The sequence below is a fragment of the Lentibacillus daqui genome (genome assembly GCF_027186265.1).
Taxonomy (GTDB): domain Bacteria; phylum Bacillota; class Bacilli; order Bacillales; family Amphibacillaceae; genus Lentibacillus_C; species Lentibacillus_C daqui.
On sequence record NZ_CP114176.1, the window covers coordinates 927028 to 944470 of the forward strand.

Here is a 17443-nt window from a genome sequence, read left to right on the forward strand (position 1 = left end):
TATGTCACAAGCGTTATTTATTAAACATGGAGCACAGGTTATTACGATGAAAGGTCACTCCGATAATCCAGCGAAGAAAAGTGCTATGCGAGATCTTGATATTATTGAAGATGGTGCCGTTCTTATCCAGGACGGCACAATCAAAGCGGTTGGCACGACACAAGAGATCAGAGGAAAATTTCCAGATGAGGTTGCCCAGGCCAAACATATTGATGCAACAAATAAGCTGGTCACCCCTGGATTAATTGATCCGCATACTCATCTGGTGCATGCAGGAACGAGAGAGAATGAGTATGCTATGCGGTTGAAAGGGAAAACGTATATGGAAATTATGAATGCTGGTGGGGGTATTCATGCGACAACCCGTGCGACAAAAGCGGCTGACTTTGATCAATTATATGATGAATCCCAAAAAAGGCTCAACACGATGTTGGAACATGGGGTAACTACAGTAGAGGCAAAAAGTGGCTATGGCTTATCATGGGATGATGAGCGAAAACAGCTTGAGGTTGCCAAAAAATTGAATGATAATCATGTGATTGATATTGTTTCAACATTTATGGGTGCACACGCTGTTCCCCTGGAAGAGAAGCATAATCCAGAAGTTTTTGTAGAACGGGTTATTCAGGAGATGATTCCTAAAGTTGCCGAAGAAAAATTGGCTGTGTTCAATGATGTGTTTTGTGAACGTGGTGTTTTCACTCCGGATCAATCAAGACGAATTTTGGAAGCCGGTAAAGAATATGGACTGATTCCAAAAATTCATGCGGATGAAATTGAACCGTATGGAGGCGCAGAACTCGCAGCTGAAGTCGGGGCGATTTCCGCCGATCATTTACTAAAAGCCTCTGAAAAAGGCATTCAACAAATGGCTGAAAAGGATGTGATTGGTGTACTACTTCCTGGAACGGCATTCTTTTTAATGGCCGAATTTGCCCAAGCACGAAAAATGATTGATCAAGGGGTGCCTGTAGCTCTTTCTACCGATGCCAATCCCGGCTCATCACCAACCTTGTCGCTGCAATTTATTATGAATTTAGGCTGTTTAAAAATGGGAATGACACCGGAAGAGGTATTAACGGCAACAACCATCAATGCCGCACACGCTATCAATCGTGCGGATGTAGTTGGTAGCTTGGAAGTTGGGAAAAAAGCGGATATTGCTATTTTTGATGTGGGAAATTATTACATGTTGTCGTATCAGTATGGGATGAATCATATTGATACGGTGATTAAGGAAGGTAGGGAAGTGGTTGATGGAAAAAAGCCGTTAGTAGTTTAAATATACAAGGGGATAGATAGTAAGTTTAGATTGATTTACTCGTAGTAGGGAGCAGCAAGCGAAAGGAATGGTTATATATATGGATAAAACTGAAAAGAAAATTTCGTTCGGCTTGGCTATTATCCCCTTTCTTGTCATGATTATCGCAATGACATTTGTGATTATTGTATTTGATGGGGATCCACATATCCCAATCCTATTTGGGGCAATTACTGCTGGATTCATTGCCTGGTTGTGTGGGTATTCTTGGATAGAGTTGGAAAAGTTCATTTATCAAGGCATTACCAAGGTTTTACCTGCAGTAGTAATTTTAATTTTGGTCGGTCTGATCATTAGTGCCTGGATTGGTGGAGGAATTGTGACAACAATGATTTATTATGGTTTGAAAATCATCACACCATCCTTCTTTTTACCTGCTATGCTAATTATTAGTTCCGTCGTAACAGTAATGATTGGGAGTTCATGGTCGACGATTGGAACAATTGGTGTGGCGGGAATGGGAATTGGTATCAGTATGGGTATTCCTCCAGCCATGATTGTTGGGGCGATTGTTTCGGGTGCGTTTTTTGGGGATAAAATGTCACCGCTTTCGGATACGACAGTTCTTGCATCCGGAATTGCGGGTACAACCTTGTCGCAGCATATTAAACATATGCTGTACACCACAATTCCGGCATACATTATTGCGCTGATTGTCTATGTAATAATGGGAATGAAATTTGCGGGAAATGCGGTTGATACTCACGTAATTGATGGTGTAATGATAAGCCTGCAAGATAATTTTGTGATCTCTCCTTGGCTGTTACTTATACCACTAGCGGTGATACTTCTAGTATTTAAAAAAGTACCTGCACTTCCTGCATTAACGGTGGGTATTATTTTGGGATTTCTGGTGGATATTTTTGCCCAAGGTGGTTCTGTTGGAGAAGCAGTGAATGCGTTACAAGGCGGCTATGAAATTGAAACGCAAAACGAGACAGTGAATAACCTATTAAATCAAGGTGGATTGGATTCCATGATGTACACTGTATCGTTAGCAATGGTTGCGATGATATTTGGCGGATTTATGGAGAGCACAGGTATGTTATCAACTATTGTCGAACAAATTTTGAAAGTGGCTAAAACGGCAAGAACTTTATGCGCAACCACTGTTGTTACTTCTTTTTTCATGAATGTCATTACAGCAGAACAATATATATCCATCATTATTCCAGGTAGAATGTATGCAAGCTCATATATGGAAAAGAGGTTAGATCCGAAAAATTTATCCCGGGCCCTTGAAGACGGTGGAACAGTTACTTCACCATTAGTACCGTGGAGTACAGATGCAATATTCGTTATGAGTACCTTGGGTATAAGCGCATGGGCTTATGCTCCCTATGCTGTATTAAACTATTGTGTTCCTGTTATATCCATTATTTTCTCTTTGTTTGGTTTTTCAATTGTATATAAGAAAAAACAAGCTAACGAAAAAAAGAACGAAGATGAAAGTATGGATGTAAGTTTATGAAAACTATGATTAACGAAATTGGAAAGTAGGTTGGTCCAATTTTATAGCTGGATGGAAGAGAACTTATCAAAATTGGATTAGAAGAGAGAAAAGTCTATATTTCAGTCTAATGTTCAGATTATTCTCCATAATACAACAAATGGAGTATAATATTTGAATATAATAGTTATTAGCTATTAGTTTTCTGATTATAAAAGGAGAACGCTTACATGAGGAAGCCCTCTATAGGAAAAATAGCAGCATTATTGGCAATGCTGGATGAGAATGAACCAATGCCCTTAGTATTGGATGAAAAAGATATCAGTATATGTCTGGGAAAAGTTGGATCGATGAATATGCAAAAGGTTATTTCGGCTGTTGAAACAGCGGTAAAAAGAAATGGTTTAATTCAGGAAGAGGTATACCGCGAGACACATGCGTTGTATCATGCAATCATGGAAGCGCTGGAAGGTGTAACAAGAGGACAGCTTGCAATCGGTGATATGATGCGAACAGTGGGACTTCGTTTTGCTATCGTTCGCTCAAGACCATATCCAAACGAAATTGAGGGTGAATGGATTGCAGTTGCATTTTATGGAACCATTGGTGCTCCAGTAAAAGGTTTGGAGCATGAGGCACTCGGTTTGGGAATTAACCATATCTAATAATTATATGTCATGACCTATAGTAACGAGTTGTTAGGGGGTGATGATGGCTTATTTTGTGATGCCATGGTCACCTCCTTTTTGTTATTAAAAGTTTAAAAAATGTAATGATAGAGAGGGAGGAGCCCATCATGATTAAATTAACCGGTGAAACATTAACCATTGAGCAATTAAAGGAAATTCTTATCAATCAAGAAGATGTATCTATTTCAAATGAAAGTATGCATAAGGTTAGCAATAGCAGATCTGCTGTAGAGCAAATAGTTTCTGATAAAAAGACTGTATATGGGATCACTACAGGTTTTGGCAAATTTAGTGATGTGATGATTAAGCAAGAAGATGTAGAAGATTTACAACTAAATTTAATTCATTCACATGCCTGTGGTATTGGTGATCCTTTTCCGGAAATTGTTTCAAGAGCTATGATGGTACTGCGCTTAAATGCATTATTAAAAGGATTTTCAGGTATACGTCCAGTTGTAGTGGAAACCTTGGCTGAGTTGATTAATAAACGGGTACATCCTGTTATTCCGCAACAAGGCTCCTTGGGGGCTTCCGGTGATTTGGCTCCACTGGCTCACCTTACACTCGTTTTAATTGGTGAGGGTAAAGTCTTTAATGAATCTGGGGCACCTGTTGATGCAGCGGCTGTTTTAAATGAAAAAGGCATTCAGCCAATTGTGTTACAAGCGAAAGAGGGGCTGGCGCTGATAAATGGTACACAAGCAATGGTAGCCATGGGGGTTGTGAATTATATAGAAGCCGAGCAGCTTGCTTATGACAGCGAATGGATTGCGGCAATGACCATAGAGGGGTTGGAAGGAATTATTGATGCGTTTAATCCTGCTGTTCATGAAGTAAGAGGTTATCCACAACAAATTACTGTAGCCAGCAGATTAACGGATTGGTTACAAGGAAGCCAGCTGACTACCCGTCAAGGAGAAAAGCGGGTACAAGATGCGTATTCATTACGTTGCATTCCGCAAGTACATGGAGCATCGTGGCAAGCGCTGGATTATGTGAAGGAGAAACTGGAGATCGAAGCAAATGCTGCTACGGATAACCCACTTATTTTTGATGGAGGAGAAGTTGTTATATCAGGGGGGAATTTCCATGGCCAACCAATTGCTTTAGCTATGGATTTCCTAAAGATCGCAGTGGCTGAATTAGCAAATATATCTGAGAGACGTATTGAACGATTAGTTAATCCGCAATTAAATGATTTGCCACCATTTCTTAGTTCACACCCGGGGCTTCAGTCAGGTGCCATGATTATGCAATATGCGGCTGCATCGCTTGTATCCGAAAATAAAACGTTAGCACATCCGGCAAGTGTTGATTCTATTCCATCATCAGCCAATCAGGAAGATCATGTAAGCATGGGGACAATTGGATCCAGACATGCTTCGATGATTGTACAAAACGCACGTCGTGTTTTAGCAATTGAATGTATTTGCGCTCTTCAAGCGGTGGAACATAGGGGAACGAAAAATATCTCACCTAAATTGTTTAAGAAATTGGAACAAATTCGTGAAGTGGTTCCAAGTATAACAATGGACAGAGTATTCTCGAAGGATATAGAGAACTTGAGTAAGAAGTTGAATCCGTTGATGGGTGAGTGGACTGATGAAAATGCAGGGAAAAGGGACGCTGTTAAAAGCTATGTCCTGACTTAAGAGTATTTAAAGTTAATTTGGTAACGAATCATTATTTCGTAATAAAGGCATTCGTGAATGTATGTATTTCAATAAGTAGAGAATAGGAAGCTTTCCCTAGATAATCGGAACATGAGGATAAGCTTCCTGTCCCTCTCACCTGGAAACATACCTATTCCCAGGTATCCAGAAACGGTGTGGATAATCTTTTGCTTCACCTGCATTACCAATTCCAATTCGTTTTCCTTGGGTAATCCGTGATGGTGCTATACCTTTGGCGATGAAAAGTGGTGGTTCATATAGTGTTCTCCCGTAATCCTTCATGCTAATTCCCAATGCTTTCGTCAGTTTACCCGGGCCGCTCGTCAAGTTTTGCATTTTTTCCACAGGTCTTCTTTTTAGCATCAGATCAATGCCACTGTACGGCTCCACAGCCCGGATCAGGACAGATTCCGGTACCCCTTCTCCGCCGCTAACCACGTTAATCAGGCATGGGTATGCATCGTATGTGTGTATGCTAGCCCAGCGCTGCCAAACATAACTTCCGTCCGCTTCGTTCTGCGATTTTGATAACTATGTGCGGCCCGGTCAGTTGAACCAAGATAGGCTTCAGTTTCAACAATGACCCCTGAAGCAGTTCCATCTTCTGTTTCATGAACAAGCAGACATCCAAGCAATGCTTTTGCCAGTTTAAGGGTAGGTTGCTGATAGAAGGATGGAGGAAGGGGCGTGAATAAATTATCTATTTCCATTTTTTACTCCTTCCATGTGGTGCATCACTCCTAATATAACATGCTCTATAATTGGTGTACCATGTACTTGTTAAATGAATGTTGATTACTTTATTATTTCACCTTTTATTACAGCCCTTATCGTTTTCTTTTTAAAAAAAGATTTGATAATGTATGTAACATTATAGCAATAATAAGGGAGAGACACATTAGCATGATACTTGATGCTATTTTCATCTAGTGAGAAAACTCAGATAAGCTATTGTGGCGTTCATGTCTTATAAAATGGAGGTGGGTACGATGGAAATCAAGCATCTGCAATATTTTTTGGAAGTGATACATACAAGAAGCTTTACGCATGCCGCGGAAAATTTGTATATTACCCAGCCGGCGTTAAGCAGAATTATTAAGTCATTGGAGAATGAAATCGGAACGCCATTATTCATACGATCACGGAAGGAATTGATTGTCACGGATGGTGGTTGGGTTTTATACAAATATGCAAAGGAAATGGAGAAGCAATTCCGGGATTTGCAAACGGAGCTTGGCAATCTGCAGACATTGAAAAAAGGTCACATTAGGATTGGGCTGCCTACAGTTACGAATTCCTCCTTTTTCTCCCAATTAATAGGCTCTTTTCATCATGAGTATCCAGAGGTTACATTTCAACTGGAAGAGGACGGTTCCAGACGAATTGAAGAGAAAGTTATGTATGATCAGTTGGATTTTGGCGTGATGGTACTGCCAACAAAAAATGATGGAATAGATTATTTCACTTTTGTTAATGAAAGTTTGAATGTCGTGATGCCTTCTTCTCATCCATTATCGGAGGCATCGGAAATTTCCTTAGAAAAGTTAAAAGATGAGACATTTATTTTGTTCAATCAAGATTTTTCATTGCGAAACGTAGTACTGGAAGCTTGCCAGGAAGCTGGTTTTGAGCCAAAGGTGATATCCGAAACGTCTCAACTCGACTTTATTGAGGATATGGTTGCTTCTGGTTTAGGTATTACTCTTTTGCCAGAATCTACTAGTATGGAGTTGACCAGTGAAATACAAACCATTCCGGTGACTGATCCAACAATTGATTGGAATCTGGCAATTATATGGAAAGGGGATAATTATTTGCCCCAGATTAATAAGGAATTTATTCGTTTTGCGAAAGAGAAATTAACGATAGACGACTGATTGGCTTGCCTGAGAAAGGATTCCATGTAGAATTGGTGTCCTTTTCTTCGTTTAAGAAACAAAGCGTTTCCATGATATTTTGTTATCATCCCCATGTCAAACTGGCATTTTACAGCTAGAAGAACCCGGAATATAATATTTGACGTACCGGTTTTAAAGAACGAAACCTATTGTCCTATTTTAAACAGTCTAAATGATCGTAAAAGATAAGGTGAGAGATATATGGAACCAAAAAAAATTAAAGATACACGTGTTGTTCAAACCGACCAAGTATTGATTAATGATTTGAATAATTATCATACCTTATTTGGCGGTGTATTAATGAAAAAACTTGACGCCTGTGCAACTCTTTCCGCACGCCGTCATGCAAGAGTACCAGAATGTGTTACGGCATCGACGGACGCAGTTAATTTTTTGGAACCCATTCGTCAATCCGATTCGGTATGTATCGAATCATGTGTTACCTATACAGGCAAGAGTTCGATGGAGATATTTTGCAAAGTGATTGCGGAAGATATGGTAACCGCCGATCGCAGAATTGCTGCAACCGCCTTTTTGACATTTGTTGCGTTGGGTGATGAGAAAAGGCTGATTGAAGTTCCAAAGGTCATCCCGGAGACAGACGAAGAAAGGTTTCTATTTCAAACAGGCGAAAAACGAGCAAAAATGCGTAAAGAAAAACGGGAGCAAAATAAACAACTTTTATCCAGGCTTACCCTGGAAAAACCAATTTTATAAGGGGAGATAAGATATGCTTGTAAATTCAAGCATTCATGAACTGTTAGATGCACAGCAATCAATTGAAGCTTTTAGAAAAAACGAACCGATAATTTATAAAAAAGTTATGCATATGATTTATCTGACACGTCAGCTTCAATTTGGATACCAATATATGGGCTGTCTACTGATGGATGAAAACCCGGATAAATTTCAGCCTGTTTTACAAGATGAATATATTTTATCAGTTTACCAACAAGAGATTGAAAAATTAAAGCAAGATAAAATGGTACACGATCTGAAGCAATTGTTATCTTCTTATAAACAGATAAGTTATTACGTTATGTGTCAGTTGATGCTTGGAACAAATCCAAAATTGTTAGTTGGTCCAACAGTAGTTCGGTAGATTGGTACTTGAAAAAGATGACGGCAGAGGGGCGTGAATAAGTTATCTATTTCCATTTTTACTTTCATGTGGAGCATTACTTCCTAATTTAACATGCTCTATCAACCTTCATTTAACAAGTACATGGTATACAAACTTTATTATTTTACCTTTTAACATAAACGACCATCTATATCAAAAGATGGTCGTTTGGGTACTGTCAATAAGTTTGTGTAAATTAATAGAGTATCCTCGGAATTGGGATTTGTTTTCTGACACCTACCCTGGGTACCCAGGGTAGGTGTCAGAAAATTAAATCAGATATTATTTGGTTTCCCGTATCGTTTTTCAAACATGTCCTGTAGCTGCTGATAAGCGCTTGCGAATCCCCTTAATTTTCGTTCTCCCCATCTTTGGTTATAGTCGGTTACTTGAAGGTACACTACTTTTTCTGTCGCCCTTTCGCTTGGTAAACTGTTCATGGTTTTTGTGCGCTTCTTGATTTCCTTCATCGTCCGCTCGATGATGTTCGACGTGTATATCACGCGCTGGATAGACGATGGGTAATCCAGGAAAGTCAGAAGCACTTCTAGATCTTCTTCCCATGATTTCACGACTTTAGGATGCTTCGATTGCCAAACCTGCTTAAATGCGTTAAATTGCTTTCTGGCTTCTTCTTTGGTACTTGCCTGATAAATAGGTTTTAAGTCTTCTGCTATGGCTGTCTGATCCTTTTTACGCACGGCATTTAACGCATTGCGGATTTTATGAACAACGCATCGCTGGACATCGGCTTTTGGGTACACCTCTTTCATAGCTGTTTCCAACCCGGGAAGACCGTCAAACACACCAAGCAACACTTCTTCAGCCCCGCGCTCGTAAAGATCTATCAAAATCTCTTTCCAGCCCAAGGAACTTTCCTGACCGCCTACATAAAATCCGAGAATTTCGCGGTAGCCATTCTCATTAACTCCAATGACGATGTAGACGACCTCATTGGCAACGTCATCCCGGCGCAACTTTAAATAGGTTCCGTCCAAATAGAGGACTGAGTAGCGTTTATTCAATGGGCGTTGCTGCCAGGCCTCAATATTTTCAACTGTCGCTTCCGTGATGTTACTGACGGTTGTGGCGGAGTAGGAAGATCCTAGCATATGTTCAATCATTTCCCCAATTTCACGCGTACTAACGCCTTTCTGATACATGCGCGTCACTGTTTCACCTACCCACTGATCACGGCGTTGGTAAGGATCAAATAATTCCGTCTGAAAGTCACCATGGCGATCACGAGGTACTGCGAGATCATCAATATGACCGTGTTTGGTATCAAGGGACCGTTTGTAATAACCGTTTTTCACTTGTTTCAATTCAGGGTGTTCTACCTCGAAAAACTGCTTTCTTTCTTCCTCCATGATGGTCTCCAACTGCTCTTTGACAAAGTCACGTACAAGGTTATCCAGTTGATTTATAAAGTCATGATCCGTTATACTTTGAGACATGGTAGGGTTTCTCCTCTCTTTATTTGTTGTCCAATTTTGAGGATACCCTACCTCTTTTTTTCGTCTCAAATATTTTACACAAACTATTTTACGTCATCAATATGAAGAGCATTTTAATACATGGTATATGCCGTTTTTGTGGTTTAGGTTTCTTTATTTATGAGACAAATAAGCCCATCTTTTGACTTTTGAACGTACGAGGCATACAATTTCTTAAATAAAAAGAAACCAATTATATAAATGGATTCTTTACATCTAAACAATTTAATACGGAAAGGAAGTGTGATCCTGTGGCCAATACATACCCAAAAGCGGATATGAAAATGACAGTGACATGGGGGGATAGTGATCCGGCGGGAATTTCCTATTATGCCAGAACATTCGACTGGTTTACAAATGCGCGCATGCATTTTTTTGCAGAATATGGATTCCCATATATGGAGACCTTTCATGGGAAGGGGATTGCCCTTGTTTGTTTACATGCGGATTGTGATTACAAAAAAATGGTGCGTCCTGGAGAGCCAATCACTGTTCGCGCATCATTGACGAATTTCTCGCGGACAAGATTGGCAATTTCATATCAAGTATTCAATAAGAGTGGGGAACTTGCAGAAATTGGTGAGACCGTACATGCATACACCGATAATGATGGGAAGCCATTTAACCTGAAAAGGCGTCACCCACAGCTTTGGAATGAATTGATCGAGAAGTGGCCTATATTTAACCAATAGTTAGAACCTACAATAAAGAGATGCCACTAGCTGGTATGTCTTTTGTTGTTAGGGGATATAATCGTAAGTAAAATCATATCAAATATGGAAGGATTGGGAAACATGGAGCAGTATACGTATGATGTTCAAATGTTTAAAGAAACATTTGAGTATGAATTTACTTATCTGAATGGATTTTTACGAAATGTGCACCGGTTTGCGCATAAACCTGCCATGACATGTACGTCAACGGACCGTACATGGACCTATGCGGAATTGAATCAGGATGTGAATCGGCTAGCCCATGCCTTGTTGGAAGATGGTGTTGGTAAAAGTGATGTTGTGATGTATCAGCTGCTGAACTCGGCAGAATTTGTTTTTAGTTTTCTGGCACCGCAGAAGATTGGCGCCATCAATAGTCCAATCAATTTCCGGCTATCACCTGGGGAAACAGCCTATATTATTGATGACAGTAAACCTGTTGTTTTTATTTATGATGCAGAAATAAAAGAAACGGCGGAACAGGCACTGGCTATGGCAAATCACCAGCCAAGCCGGGTAGTGATGGTTGACATGACAGGCGAAGAAAAAGCACCAGAAGGCCAGGTCACGTTTGAAGATTATGTGCAAAACCAATCAGTTGAAGACCCGGACATTACACATCCAATGCATATTTATGATGAAAATACACGTCTTTATACCTCGGGAACAACAGGAATGCCAAAAGGGGTTCCCTTAAATAACATTAATGATATTCTCTCTGCACATGATGTGGCCATGCATTTTCCACTAACTCCTACAGATAAAACGATGAATATGAGTCCGTGGTTCCATCGTGGCGGGCTCCATTCAGGCGGTCCAAATCCCACACTCTATGTTGGCGGAGAAATTGTCATACTGCGCAATTTTCATCCAAAAACTTGTTTAAAGTACGTCGAAAAATATGGATTAACCTTTTTGATTGGTGCACCACCGATGTTGAAAATGCTGTATGAACAACAGAAGAAACATCCGGTCGATTTATCAAAATTGAAGGGAATTGTTACAATGGGGGCGCCGCTGGGAAGAGAAGAGTGCATCAACTATCAGGAGACACTTACCCCAAATATTTATAATGGCTATGGAACTACAGAGGCATTCTGGAATACGTTCCTTCGTCCATATGATTTGCCGGAGATGGCCGGTTCAGCGGGACGAGCCTGTACCGATGATGATGTTGCCGTGGTAAAAATTTATCCTGATCGAAAAGCTGATCCGGATGATGTAGTAGCCAGAGATAATCAGGAGGTTGGAGAGGTTATTGTTCGTGCGCCCGGAAAAACTGCGTATGCCTATGTTAATAAAGAGGAAGAAAGCAGGCGGGTATTTCATAAAGGCTGGATTTATATAGGCGATTTGGCAACATGGGATGAAAATGAGTTTGTTACTATCGTTGGCCGCAAAAATGATATGATCGTCTCCTCAGGCGAGAATATTCATCCGGTACAGGTAGAAGAGATTCTCAATGAACATCCAAAAGTGCAAGAATCTGTGCTCGTAAGCGTTCCTGATGAATTAAGGGGTGAGTCAACCGTAGCTTACATTATTAAGGCAGATCCGTCACTAACTACTGAAGAACTAAACCGGTACTGTGCAGAGCACCCGATGTTGGCTGATTATAAAAAGCCGCGTTATTACCGGTTTATTGATGATTTGCCATACACCGCAACAGGGAAGAAGAAACATTTTGAGGTGCGAAAGATGGCAGTGGAAGATCAGGAAGCAGGACTTTTTGAAAAATAGAGGATAAGGTAATGAAAAGCTGCGAGTCCCATTTCGGGATTTGCAGCTTTTTTATCGATTTACCCGGGAGGGAACGCTTTGAGATCGGGAGGGAGGCACGCGAAGTCGTGAGAGAATGCCCCGAGGTCGGGAGAGATTCAAGAAGCCAAGTCGGGAAAGAAACACGATGTATGCGTAGTATTACTAACCATAGAAGGACATTATGTATTGAACCAAATGAGTGTAATCCCAGGCAGGCATCTTGTCCCGTTTTTTATTATAGAAGTTTCCAAAATAAAATCATGAAAATTGGGGTTTTGTTTTATTTTGTTTATAATGGGATCGTAAAGTTTATGAAACAATTTACATAAAACAAGGAGATGATCATGATGAAACCAATTATTATTGATACGGATCCGGGCATTGATGACGTGGTAGCAATTACAGCCGCTACGTTTTCCGATGAATTGGACGTGAAATTAATAACTACTGTTGGCGGAAATGTAGGAATTGAAAATACGACAAAAAATGCTGTTGACTTGCTTACTTTTTTGGAGAAAAATGTCCCAATTGCCAAAGGTTCTGCCGGGCCGCTTTTACGCAAGCAGGAAACAGCTTCCCATGTTCATGGAACGAGTGGTATCGGTGAATACCAATTTACAGCTGAGCCGAATACCTCGCTACTTTCTGAGGAGAATGCGGTCGTCGAGTTAAGAAATTATATTATGCACTCGGCTGATTCGGTAACACTGGTGCCAATTGGACCGCTGACCAACATTGCTCTCCTATTCAAAACGTTCCCAGAGGCACTTGAGAACATTGAACAAATCGTTTTAATGGGTGGTGCAGCAGTAGGAGGGAATGCAACCCCTGTCGCCGAATTTAATATATTTGCTGATCCACATGCTGCAAAGATTGTTTTTGAATCAGATATGAATATTGTTATGTGTGGACTTGATGTGACCCAGTTAACCAGTGTATCATATGAGGATGTTAAGAAAGTGAAAGAACAGGGCAAAATTGGTGAGATGGTTTACGATATGCTTCAATTCTATAAAAATACCTATTCTGATAAGGCAATAGCTATTCATGATTTATGTACGATTATTTATTTAACCCGACCTGAACTTTTCCGAGTAAGACGCGCATCAATTGATGTCGCAACAGATGGGCCTGCCGCTGGATGCACGGTAACCAATTTCACAGATGACGGGAATGTGCAAGTATGTGTGGATGCGGATGTGGAAGCGTTTCGGCATGCATTTGTGTCCATGTTTGACCATAAAAACGGTTAGGAGGAGACATGTGACTATGAATCAGACCGATCTTCATAAAATGCACGTTGGAGAAAAAGCCGTGACGTACATTAAAGACGGAATGACAGTTGGTCTGGGCTCCGGATCTACGGTTAATTGGATGTTGAAAAAGCTTGGTGAGCGTGTGCAAGAGGGGTTAACAATGAAAGGAATACCAACATCAACAAAAACCGAAAAATTGGCGAAAGCATATGGGATTCCGTTGACAAGTTTTGCCGAAATCGACCGGATTGATTTAGCCATTGACGGTGCCGATGAAGTGGATGAAAATCTTAATCTGATAAAAGGCGGGGGCGGTTCACTTTTACGGGAGAAAATTGTTGATGCCAGGGCGAAACAGCTACTCATTATTGTAGACGAATCCAAACAAGTCACACGTCTCGGAAAGTTTCCCTTACCAATTGAAGTCGTCCCTTTTGGCTGGGAAATGGTAGCCAAAGAAATAGCTAATCTTGGTGGAAAACCACAATTACGTAAATTGGGTAATGATATATTTGTTTCTGACAATGGCAATTATATTTTGGATTGTGCTTTTAATGAAATCGACCGGCCGGGGCAACTACATAATCAATTAAAAGCACTGACTGGCGTGGTGGAAACTGGACTATTCATTAACATGGCTGATCAAGTAATTACAGCGACCGAAAAGGGGATTAAAATAAGTTAATGTGCAAGGGGATTTTTTGAAAATCTGAAGTAATTAAGTCACGATATATTAACCATTACGAACACGGCACGACATGACCATAATATTGTATATAAATAGCATTATAGCTGATTTGCCGAAGAAGAGCATGCCCGTTTAAGTATGCTCTTCTTTATTGATACTAATTGCAGTTCTCGTGGGTGAACAGAAGAATCGAACGTCTTCATTTGATATATTACATATTTCTTGCCGAAAAAGCAATGACGTGATGCTTGAAATCTATTAAATTATTCTAATTATTGGACTAACCAGTTATGGAAAATTGACATTAATTTGTATTGACGTAATTATCGGAAATATGTTATATTCAATTTAACGGAATAGCATACGCTTAGATGACATATATGTAAGCGTTTGCCGACGGAGGCTAATTGAAAAAGCGGGGAACGATTGTTTAGAATTTCATTTTTTACAGGGGGGACGGTAGTGATACGGAAAATTTTTATCTATGCAGGTTTACTTGGTTTAATTTGTTTCATGGGAAGTTGTAATAACGTTGACCAAAGTGTGGCGAAAGCAGATCAAGATAACGTTATTACGTTAAAGGTTGCCGACTCAGTGCCACCTACAAATTTTATTTCTCAAGAGGGAATTGTGTACTGGATGGATCGTGTGGAAGAGCTTACTAATGGGCAAATAAAGTTTCAATATTTTCCCTCGGAACAGCTTGGGAAGGCAACTAGTTTATTAGAATTAGCGAATTCCAGCACCGTAGATATTGCATACACTTCTTACGCTACCGAAAAAATGCCCTTGTCCGAGGTTGCAACACTTCCGGGAGCGATCCCTTCATCAAAGGAAGGTTCCCAAATATATTGGAAGCTTGTTAATAAATTTTTGCTGGACGAAGAGTATTTGAAAAATGGCGTTCGTCCAATGTTTGCGGTTACATTGCCCCATTATCAAATTGTAACTGCCAAAAAGAAGATTACGGGCCTGGAAGATTTACAAGGACTAAAGCTACGAGCGCCTGTTGGCCCATTGGAGATTGGAATTGATGCATTAGGGGCATCTCCGGTATCAATGGCCGCTCCAGAAATTTTTACGGCAATGGAAAGGGGAACAATTGACGGGGCTGCAATTGCGGTAACAAGTTACAAACCTTACCAATTACAGACAGCAGCAAAATATTCAACTACAAATGCAAATATGGGAAGCTTTGTCGCTACTTATTCCATTAATGAAAGGGTTTACAAAGATCTTCCGAGAGATGTTCAGCAGGCGATGAATCAAGCGGGAGAAGAGACGATTGAACACTTTTCTTCATACTTAGATGACCATGTTGAAGAATTAATAAAGGAATTTGAACAAGATGGTATGGAGATGTACGAACTTGACGATGAGACTTTGTCCACACTTAACCGGGAGATCGAATCTGTCTGGAATAGTTGGGCCAATGATTTGGAAGAAAGGGGTTATCCTGGGAAAAAGGTTGTAAGGTTATTCAAAGAAATAAGGAAGGAAGTTACCAAGTAGTTAATAATGGTGAATTAAAAAAATGGGGTGGATTTATGGAAAAAGTAATACATGTGTTTGAAAAACTGGAACGTCTTTCCCTATTTCTCGCGCAAATATCTATCTTTATTATGATGCTATTAATTACAGTAGATGCTACAAGCCGGTATGTACTTAATCAATCGATCATTGGTACATATGAATTTACCGAACGATACTTGATGATCGCAGCCGTATTTTTAAGTATGAGTTATGTGATGAAGATCGACGGTCATATCCGATTGGATTTATTAATTGAAAGGTTGCCAAAAAAGGTTACCAATGTTGTTAATTTAATTCATCTGTTATTAGAGGCTGCATTTGTGTTTGCTATTGGATATCAAGGAATGTCGATGACTTATGAGGTCTGGATACAAAATATTGTGGGAACTGGTCTTATTCCTTGGCCGATCTGGCTTTCCTATATATGGGTTCCCATCGGTGCTTTTTTATTCACACTACGATTACTTCTTGAATTTATGGAACCTATTTTAGCCCATTTTGGAAAACAAAAAGAAGAAGAGTTCATAAAGGAGGGAGAGGGTTTATGACTGTCGTTATTCCCATTGTTCTACTGTTGATTTTTCTGATATTTGGGATGCCTATTGCTTTTGCATTAGGTGTTTCTGGTTCAATAGGTTTAATTCTTAATAGTGGCTGGGAAGCTTTTTTCGGAGTAATTAAGACAGCACCATATGATAGTATAGAGAGCTTTGTACTTAGTGCGATTCCCATGTTTATTTTGATGGCAGCAATTATGACTGTAAGTGACTTAACGAAGGATTTGTTTTACACAGCCAATAAATGGTTAGGAAATTTACCGGGTGGATTAGGTATTGCAACGGTGTTTGCTGGTGCAGGTATGGGGGCGACAAGTGGTTCAAGTACTGCTTCTGCCGCTACGATGGCATCGGCTGCTTATCCTGAGATGAAGCGATATAAATATAGTACTTCTTTTGCAATGGGAGTAGTTAGCATTTCAGGTACGCTGGCAGTACTCATTCCTCCTAGTATCATACTAATTATGTATGGCATTCTCTCAGAGGTTGGGGTCGCTTCACTTTTAATTGCAGGCGTTATCCCAGGGATTATTACAGCATTAGGTTATATCGTAACAATTTTGATATGGGTTAAGTTCAAACCAAATGTGGCACCAAATATATACGAAAAAACTCCTATTAAAGCCCGTTTTAAATCTTTAAAAAACACGTGGCCCGTTTTACTATTAATTACCATTGTAATTGGGACTATTTATACAGGGATTGTAACCCCAACCGAAGCAGGTGCTGTCGGAGCTTTTGTTGTCTTTTTGATTGCTATTGCGATGCGAAGGTTTTCGATTACATTGTGTAATAAGGTATTAATAGAAACGATAAAATCAACAACAATGATATTGACAATTGTAATCGGTGCCATGATATTTGGCTATTTTTTAACGATTACCGGAGTTACCCAAAACTTAGTAACGTATGTAGAAGGGTTACAGGTTTCCAAATACTTCATCGTAGCCATTATTGTTCTCGTTTACTTGATATTAGGGTTTTTTCTTGATCAAATGGCAATCTTGATTTTAATGGTACCGATAACGTTCCCAATTATTACAGCACTCGGGTTTAACCCAATATGGTTTGGCATTATAATTACCAAAGCAGCGGAAATTGGCTTGGTAACACCGCCTGTAGGAATGAACGTATTTGTTGCTTCAGGTGCAGCAGGGGTGAAAACAACAGAAACGTTTAAAGGTGTGTTTTGGTTTGTTGTAACTGATTTAATTATTTTAATTATACTGATGCTAGTTCCATCTATTGCAACCTGGTTACCGGCTACGATGGATCAATAAATATT

15 protein-coding genes and 1 pseudogene are annotated in these 17443 nt (G+C 39.9%); 14 read left to right on the plus strand and 2 right to left on the minus strand.

Annotation, left to right across the window (positions count from 1 at the left end):
* The first annotated feature begins 1 nt into the window (after position 1).
* The 4 genes from hutI (at position 2) to hutH (ending at position 5112) form a co-directional block, all read left to right on the plus strand.
* The gene (hutI, locus tag O2S85_RS04860) at positions 2-1282 is read left to right on the plus strand and encodes an imidazolonepropionase (protein WP_269411579.1); all 1281 of its coding nucleotides are present in this window, start codon (positions 2-4) and stop codon (positions 1280-1282) included.
* A gap of 79 nt (positions 1283-1361) precedes the next feature.
* Positions 1362-2792 carry a Na+/H+ antiporter NhaC gene (gene nhaC, locus O2S85_RS04865; RefSeq protein WP_269411580.1) on the plus strand — a complete coding sequence of 477 codons (1431 nt, stop codon included), beginning with the start codon at positions 1362-1364 and terminating at the stop codon, positions 2790-2792.
* Between the two features lie 209 nt (positions 2793-3001).
* A complete protein-coding gene (gene hutP, locus O2S85_RS04870) occupies positions 3002-3436 on the plus strand; it encodes a histidine utilization transcription antiterminator HutP (protein ID WP_269411581.1) in 435 nt (144 codons plus the stop codon).
* 131 nt (positions 3437-3567) lie between these two features.
* Positions 3568-5112 carry a histidine ammonia-lyase gene (gene hutH, locus O2S85_RS04875; protein WP_269411582.1) on the plus strand — a complete coding sequence of 515 codons (1545 nt, stop codon included), beginning with the start codon at positions 3568-3570 and terminating at the stop codon, positions 5110-5112.
* 135 nt (positions 5113-5247) lie between these two features.
* Here the strand turns inward: hutH and O2S85_RS04880 are convergent.
* Positions 5248-5843, minus strand: a pseudogene (locus O2S85_RS04880) (DNA-3-methyladenine glycosylase).
* A gap of 279 nt (positions 5844-6122) precedes the next feature.
* Between O2S85_RS04880 and O2S85_RS04885 the strand changes: the two are divergent.
* The 3 genes from O2S85_RS04885 (at position 6123) to O2S85_RS04895 (ending at position 8133) form a co-directional block, all read left to right on the plus strand.
* Entirely contained in the window at positions 6123-7010 is an 888-nt protein-coding gene (locus O2S85_RS04885; RefSeq protein WP_269411583.1) for a LysR family transcriptional regulator, read from the plus strand.
* Between the two features lie 222 nt (positions 7011-7232).
* Positions 7233-7748, plus strand: a complete 516-nt coding sequence (locus tag O2S85_RS04890) for an acyl-CoA thioesterase (RefSeq protein ID WP_269411584.1) — start codon at positions 7233-7235, stop codon at positions 7746-7748.
* Between the two features lie 13 nt (positions 7749-7761).
* A complete protein-coding gene (locus O2S85_RS04895; protein ID WP_269411585.1) occupies positions 7762-8133 on the plus strand; it encodes a hypothetical protein in 372 nt (123 codons plus the stop codon).
* A 296-nt stretch (positions 8134-8429) separates the two neighbouring features.
* Here the strand turns inward: O2S85_RS04895 and O2S85_RS04900 are convergent, their stop codons facing one another.
* A complete protein-coding gene (locus O2S85_RS04900; protein WP_269410047.1) occupies positions 8430-9611 on the minus strand; it encodes an IS256 family transposase in 1182 nt (393 codons plus the stop codon).
* Positions 9612-9901: 290 nt separating this feature from the next.
* On the opposite strand from O2S85_RS04900, the gene O2S85_RS04905 reads away from it, so the two are divergent.
* From O2S85_RS04905 to O2S85_RS04935, 7 genes are all read left to right on the plus strand, one after another.
* Positions 9902-10342 carry an acyl-CoA thioesterase gene (locus O2S85_RS04905; RefSeq protein ID WP_269411586.1) on the plus strand — a complete coding sequence of 147 codons (441 nt, stop codon included), beginning with the start codon at positions 9902-9904 and terminating at the stop codon, positions 10340-10342.
* 102 nt (positions 10343-10444) lie between these two features.
* Positions 10445-12103 carry a class I adenylate-forming enzyme family protein gene (locus O2S85_RS04910; RefSeq protein WP_269411587.1) on the plus strand — a complete coding sequence of 553 codons (1659 nt, stop codon included), beginning with the start codon at positions 10445-10447 and terminating at the stop codon, positions 12101-12103.
* A gap of 365 nt (positions 12104-12468) precedes the next feature.
* The gene (locus O2S85_RS04915; RefSeq protein WP_269411588.1) at positions 12469-13377 is read left to right on the plus strand and encodes a nucleoside hydrolase; all 909 of its coding nucleotides are present in this window, start codon (positions 12469-12471) and stop codon (positions 13375-13377) included.
* 16 nt (positions 13378-13393) lie between these two features.
* Positions 13394-14065, plus strand: coding sequence for a ribose-5-phosphate isomerase RpiA (gene rpiA, locus O2S85_RS04920; RefSeq protein WP_269412476.1), 672 nt, complete (start codon positions 13394-13396; stop codon positions 14063-14065).
* A 465-nt stretch (positions 14066-14530) separates the two neighbouring features.
* Positions 14531-15580, plus strand: a complete 1050-nt coding sequence (locus O2S85_RS04925) for a TRAP transporter substrate-binding protein (RefSeq protein ID WP_269411589.1) — start codon at positions 14531-14533, stop codon at positions 15578-15580.
* A 35-nt stretch (positions 15581-15615) separates the two neighbouring features.
* Positions 15616-16149, plus strand: a complete 534-nt coding sequence (locus O2S85_RS04930; protein WP_269411590.1) for a TRAP transporter small permease — start codon at positions 15616-15618, stop codon at positions 16147-16149.
* Entirely contained in the window at positions 16146-17438 is a 1293-nt protein-coding gene (locus O2S85_RS04935; RefSeq protein ID WP_269411591.1) for a TRAP transporter large permease, read from the plus strand. Before O2S85_RS04930 ends, O2S85_RS04935 begins: the two co-directional genes overlap by 4 nt.
* Positions 17439-17443: the final 5 nt, after the last annotated feature.

Coding starts and splice junctions, on each gene's coding strand:
- hutI (WP_269411579.1), top strand. CDS start 2: ATGTCACAAGCGTTATTTATTAAACATGGAGCACAGGTTATTACGATG.
- nhaC (WP_269411580.1), top strand. CDS start 1,362: ATGGATAAAACTGAAAAGAAAATTTCGTTCGGCTTGGCTATTATCCCC.
- hutP (WP_269411581.1), top strand. CDS start 3,002: ATGAGGAAGCCCTCTATAGGAAAAATAGCAGCATTATTGGCAATGCTG.
- hutH (WP_269411582.1), top strand. CDS start 3,568: ATGATTAAATTAACCGGTGAAACATTAACCATTGAGCAATTAAAGGAA.
- O2S85_RS04885 (WP_269411583.1), top strand. CDS start 6,123: ATGGAAATCAAGCATCTGCAATATTTTTTGGAAGTGATACATACAAGA.
- O2S85_RS04890 (WP_269411584.1), top strand. CDS start 7,233: ATGGAACCAAAAAAAATTAAAGATACACGTGTTGTTCAAACCGACCAA.
- O2S85_RS04895 (WP_269411585.1), top strand. CDS start 7,762: ATGCTTGTAAATTCAAGCATTCATGAACTGTTAGATGCACAGCAATCA.
- O2S85_RS04900 (WP_269410047.1), bottom strand. CDS start 9,611: ATGTCTCAAAGTATAACGGATCATGACTTTATAAATCAACTGGATAAC.
- O2S85_RS04910 (WP_269411587.1), top strand. CDS start 10,445: ATGGAGCAGTATACGTATGATGTTCAAATGTTTAAAGAAACATTTGAG.
- O2S85_RS04915 (WP_269411588.1), top strand. CDS start 12,469: ATGATGAAACCAATTATTATTGATACGGATCCGGGCATTGATGACGTG.
- rpiA (WP_269412476.1), top strand. CDS start 13,394: ATGAATCAGACCGATCTTCATAAAATGCACGTTGGAGAAAAAGCCGTG.
- O2S85_RS04930 (WP_269411590.1), top strand. CDS start 15,616: ATGGAAAAAGTAATACATGTGTTTGAAAAACTGGAACGTCTTTCCCTA.
- O2S85_RS04935 (WP_269411591.1), top strand. CDS start 16,146: ATGACTGTCGTTATTCCCATTGTTCTACTGTTGATTTTTCTGATATTT.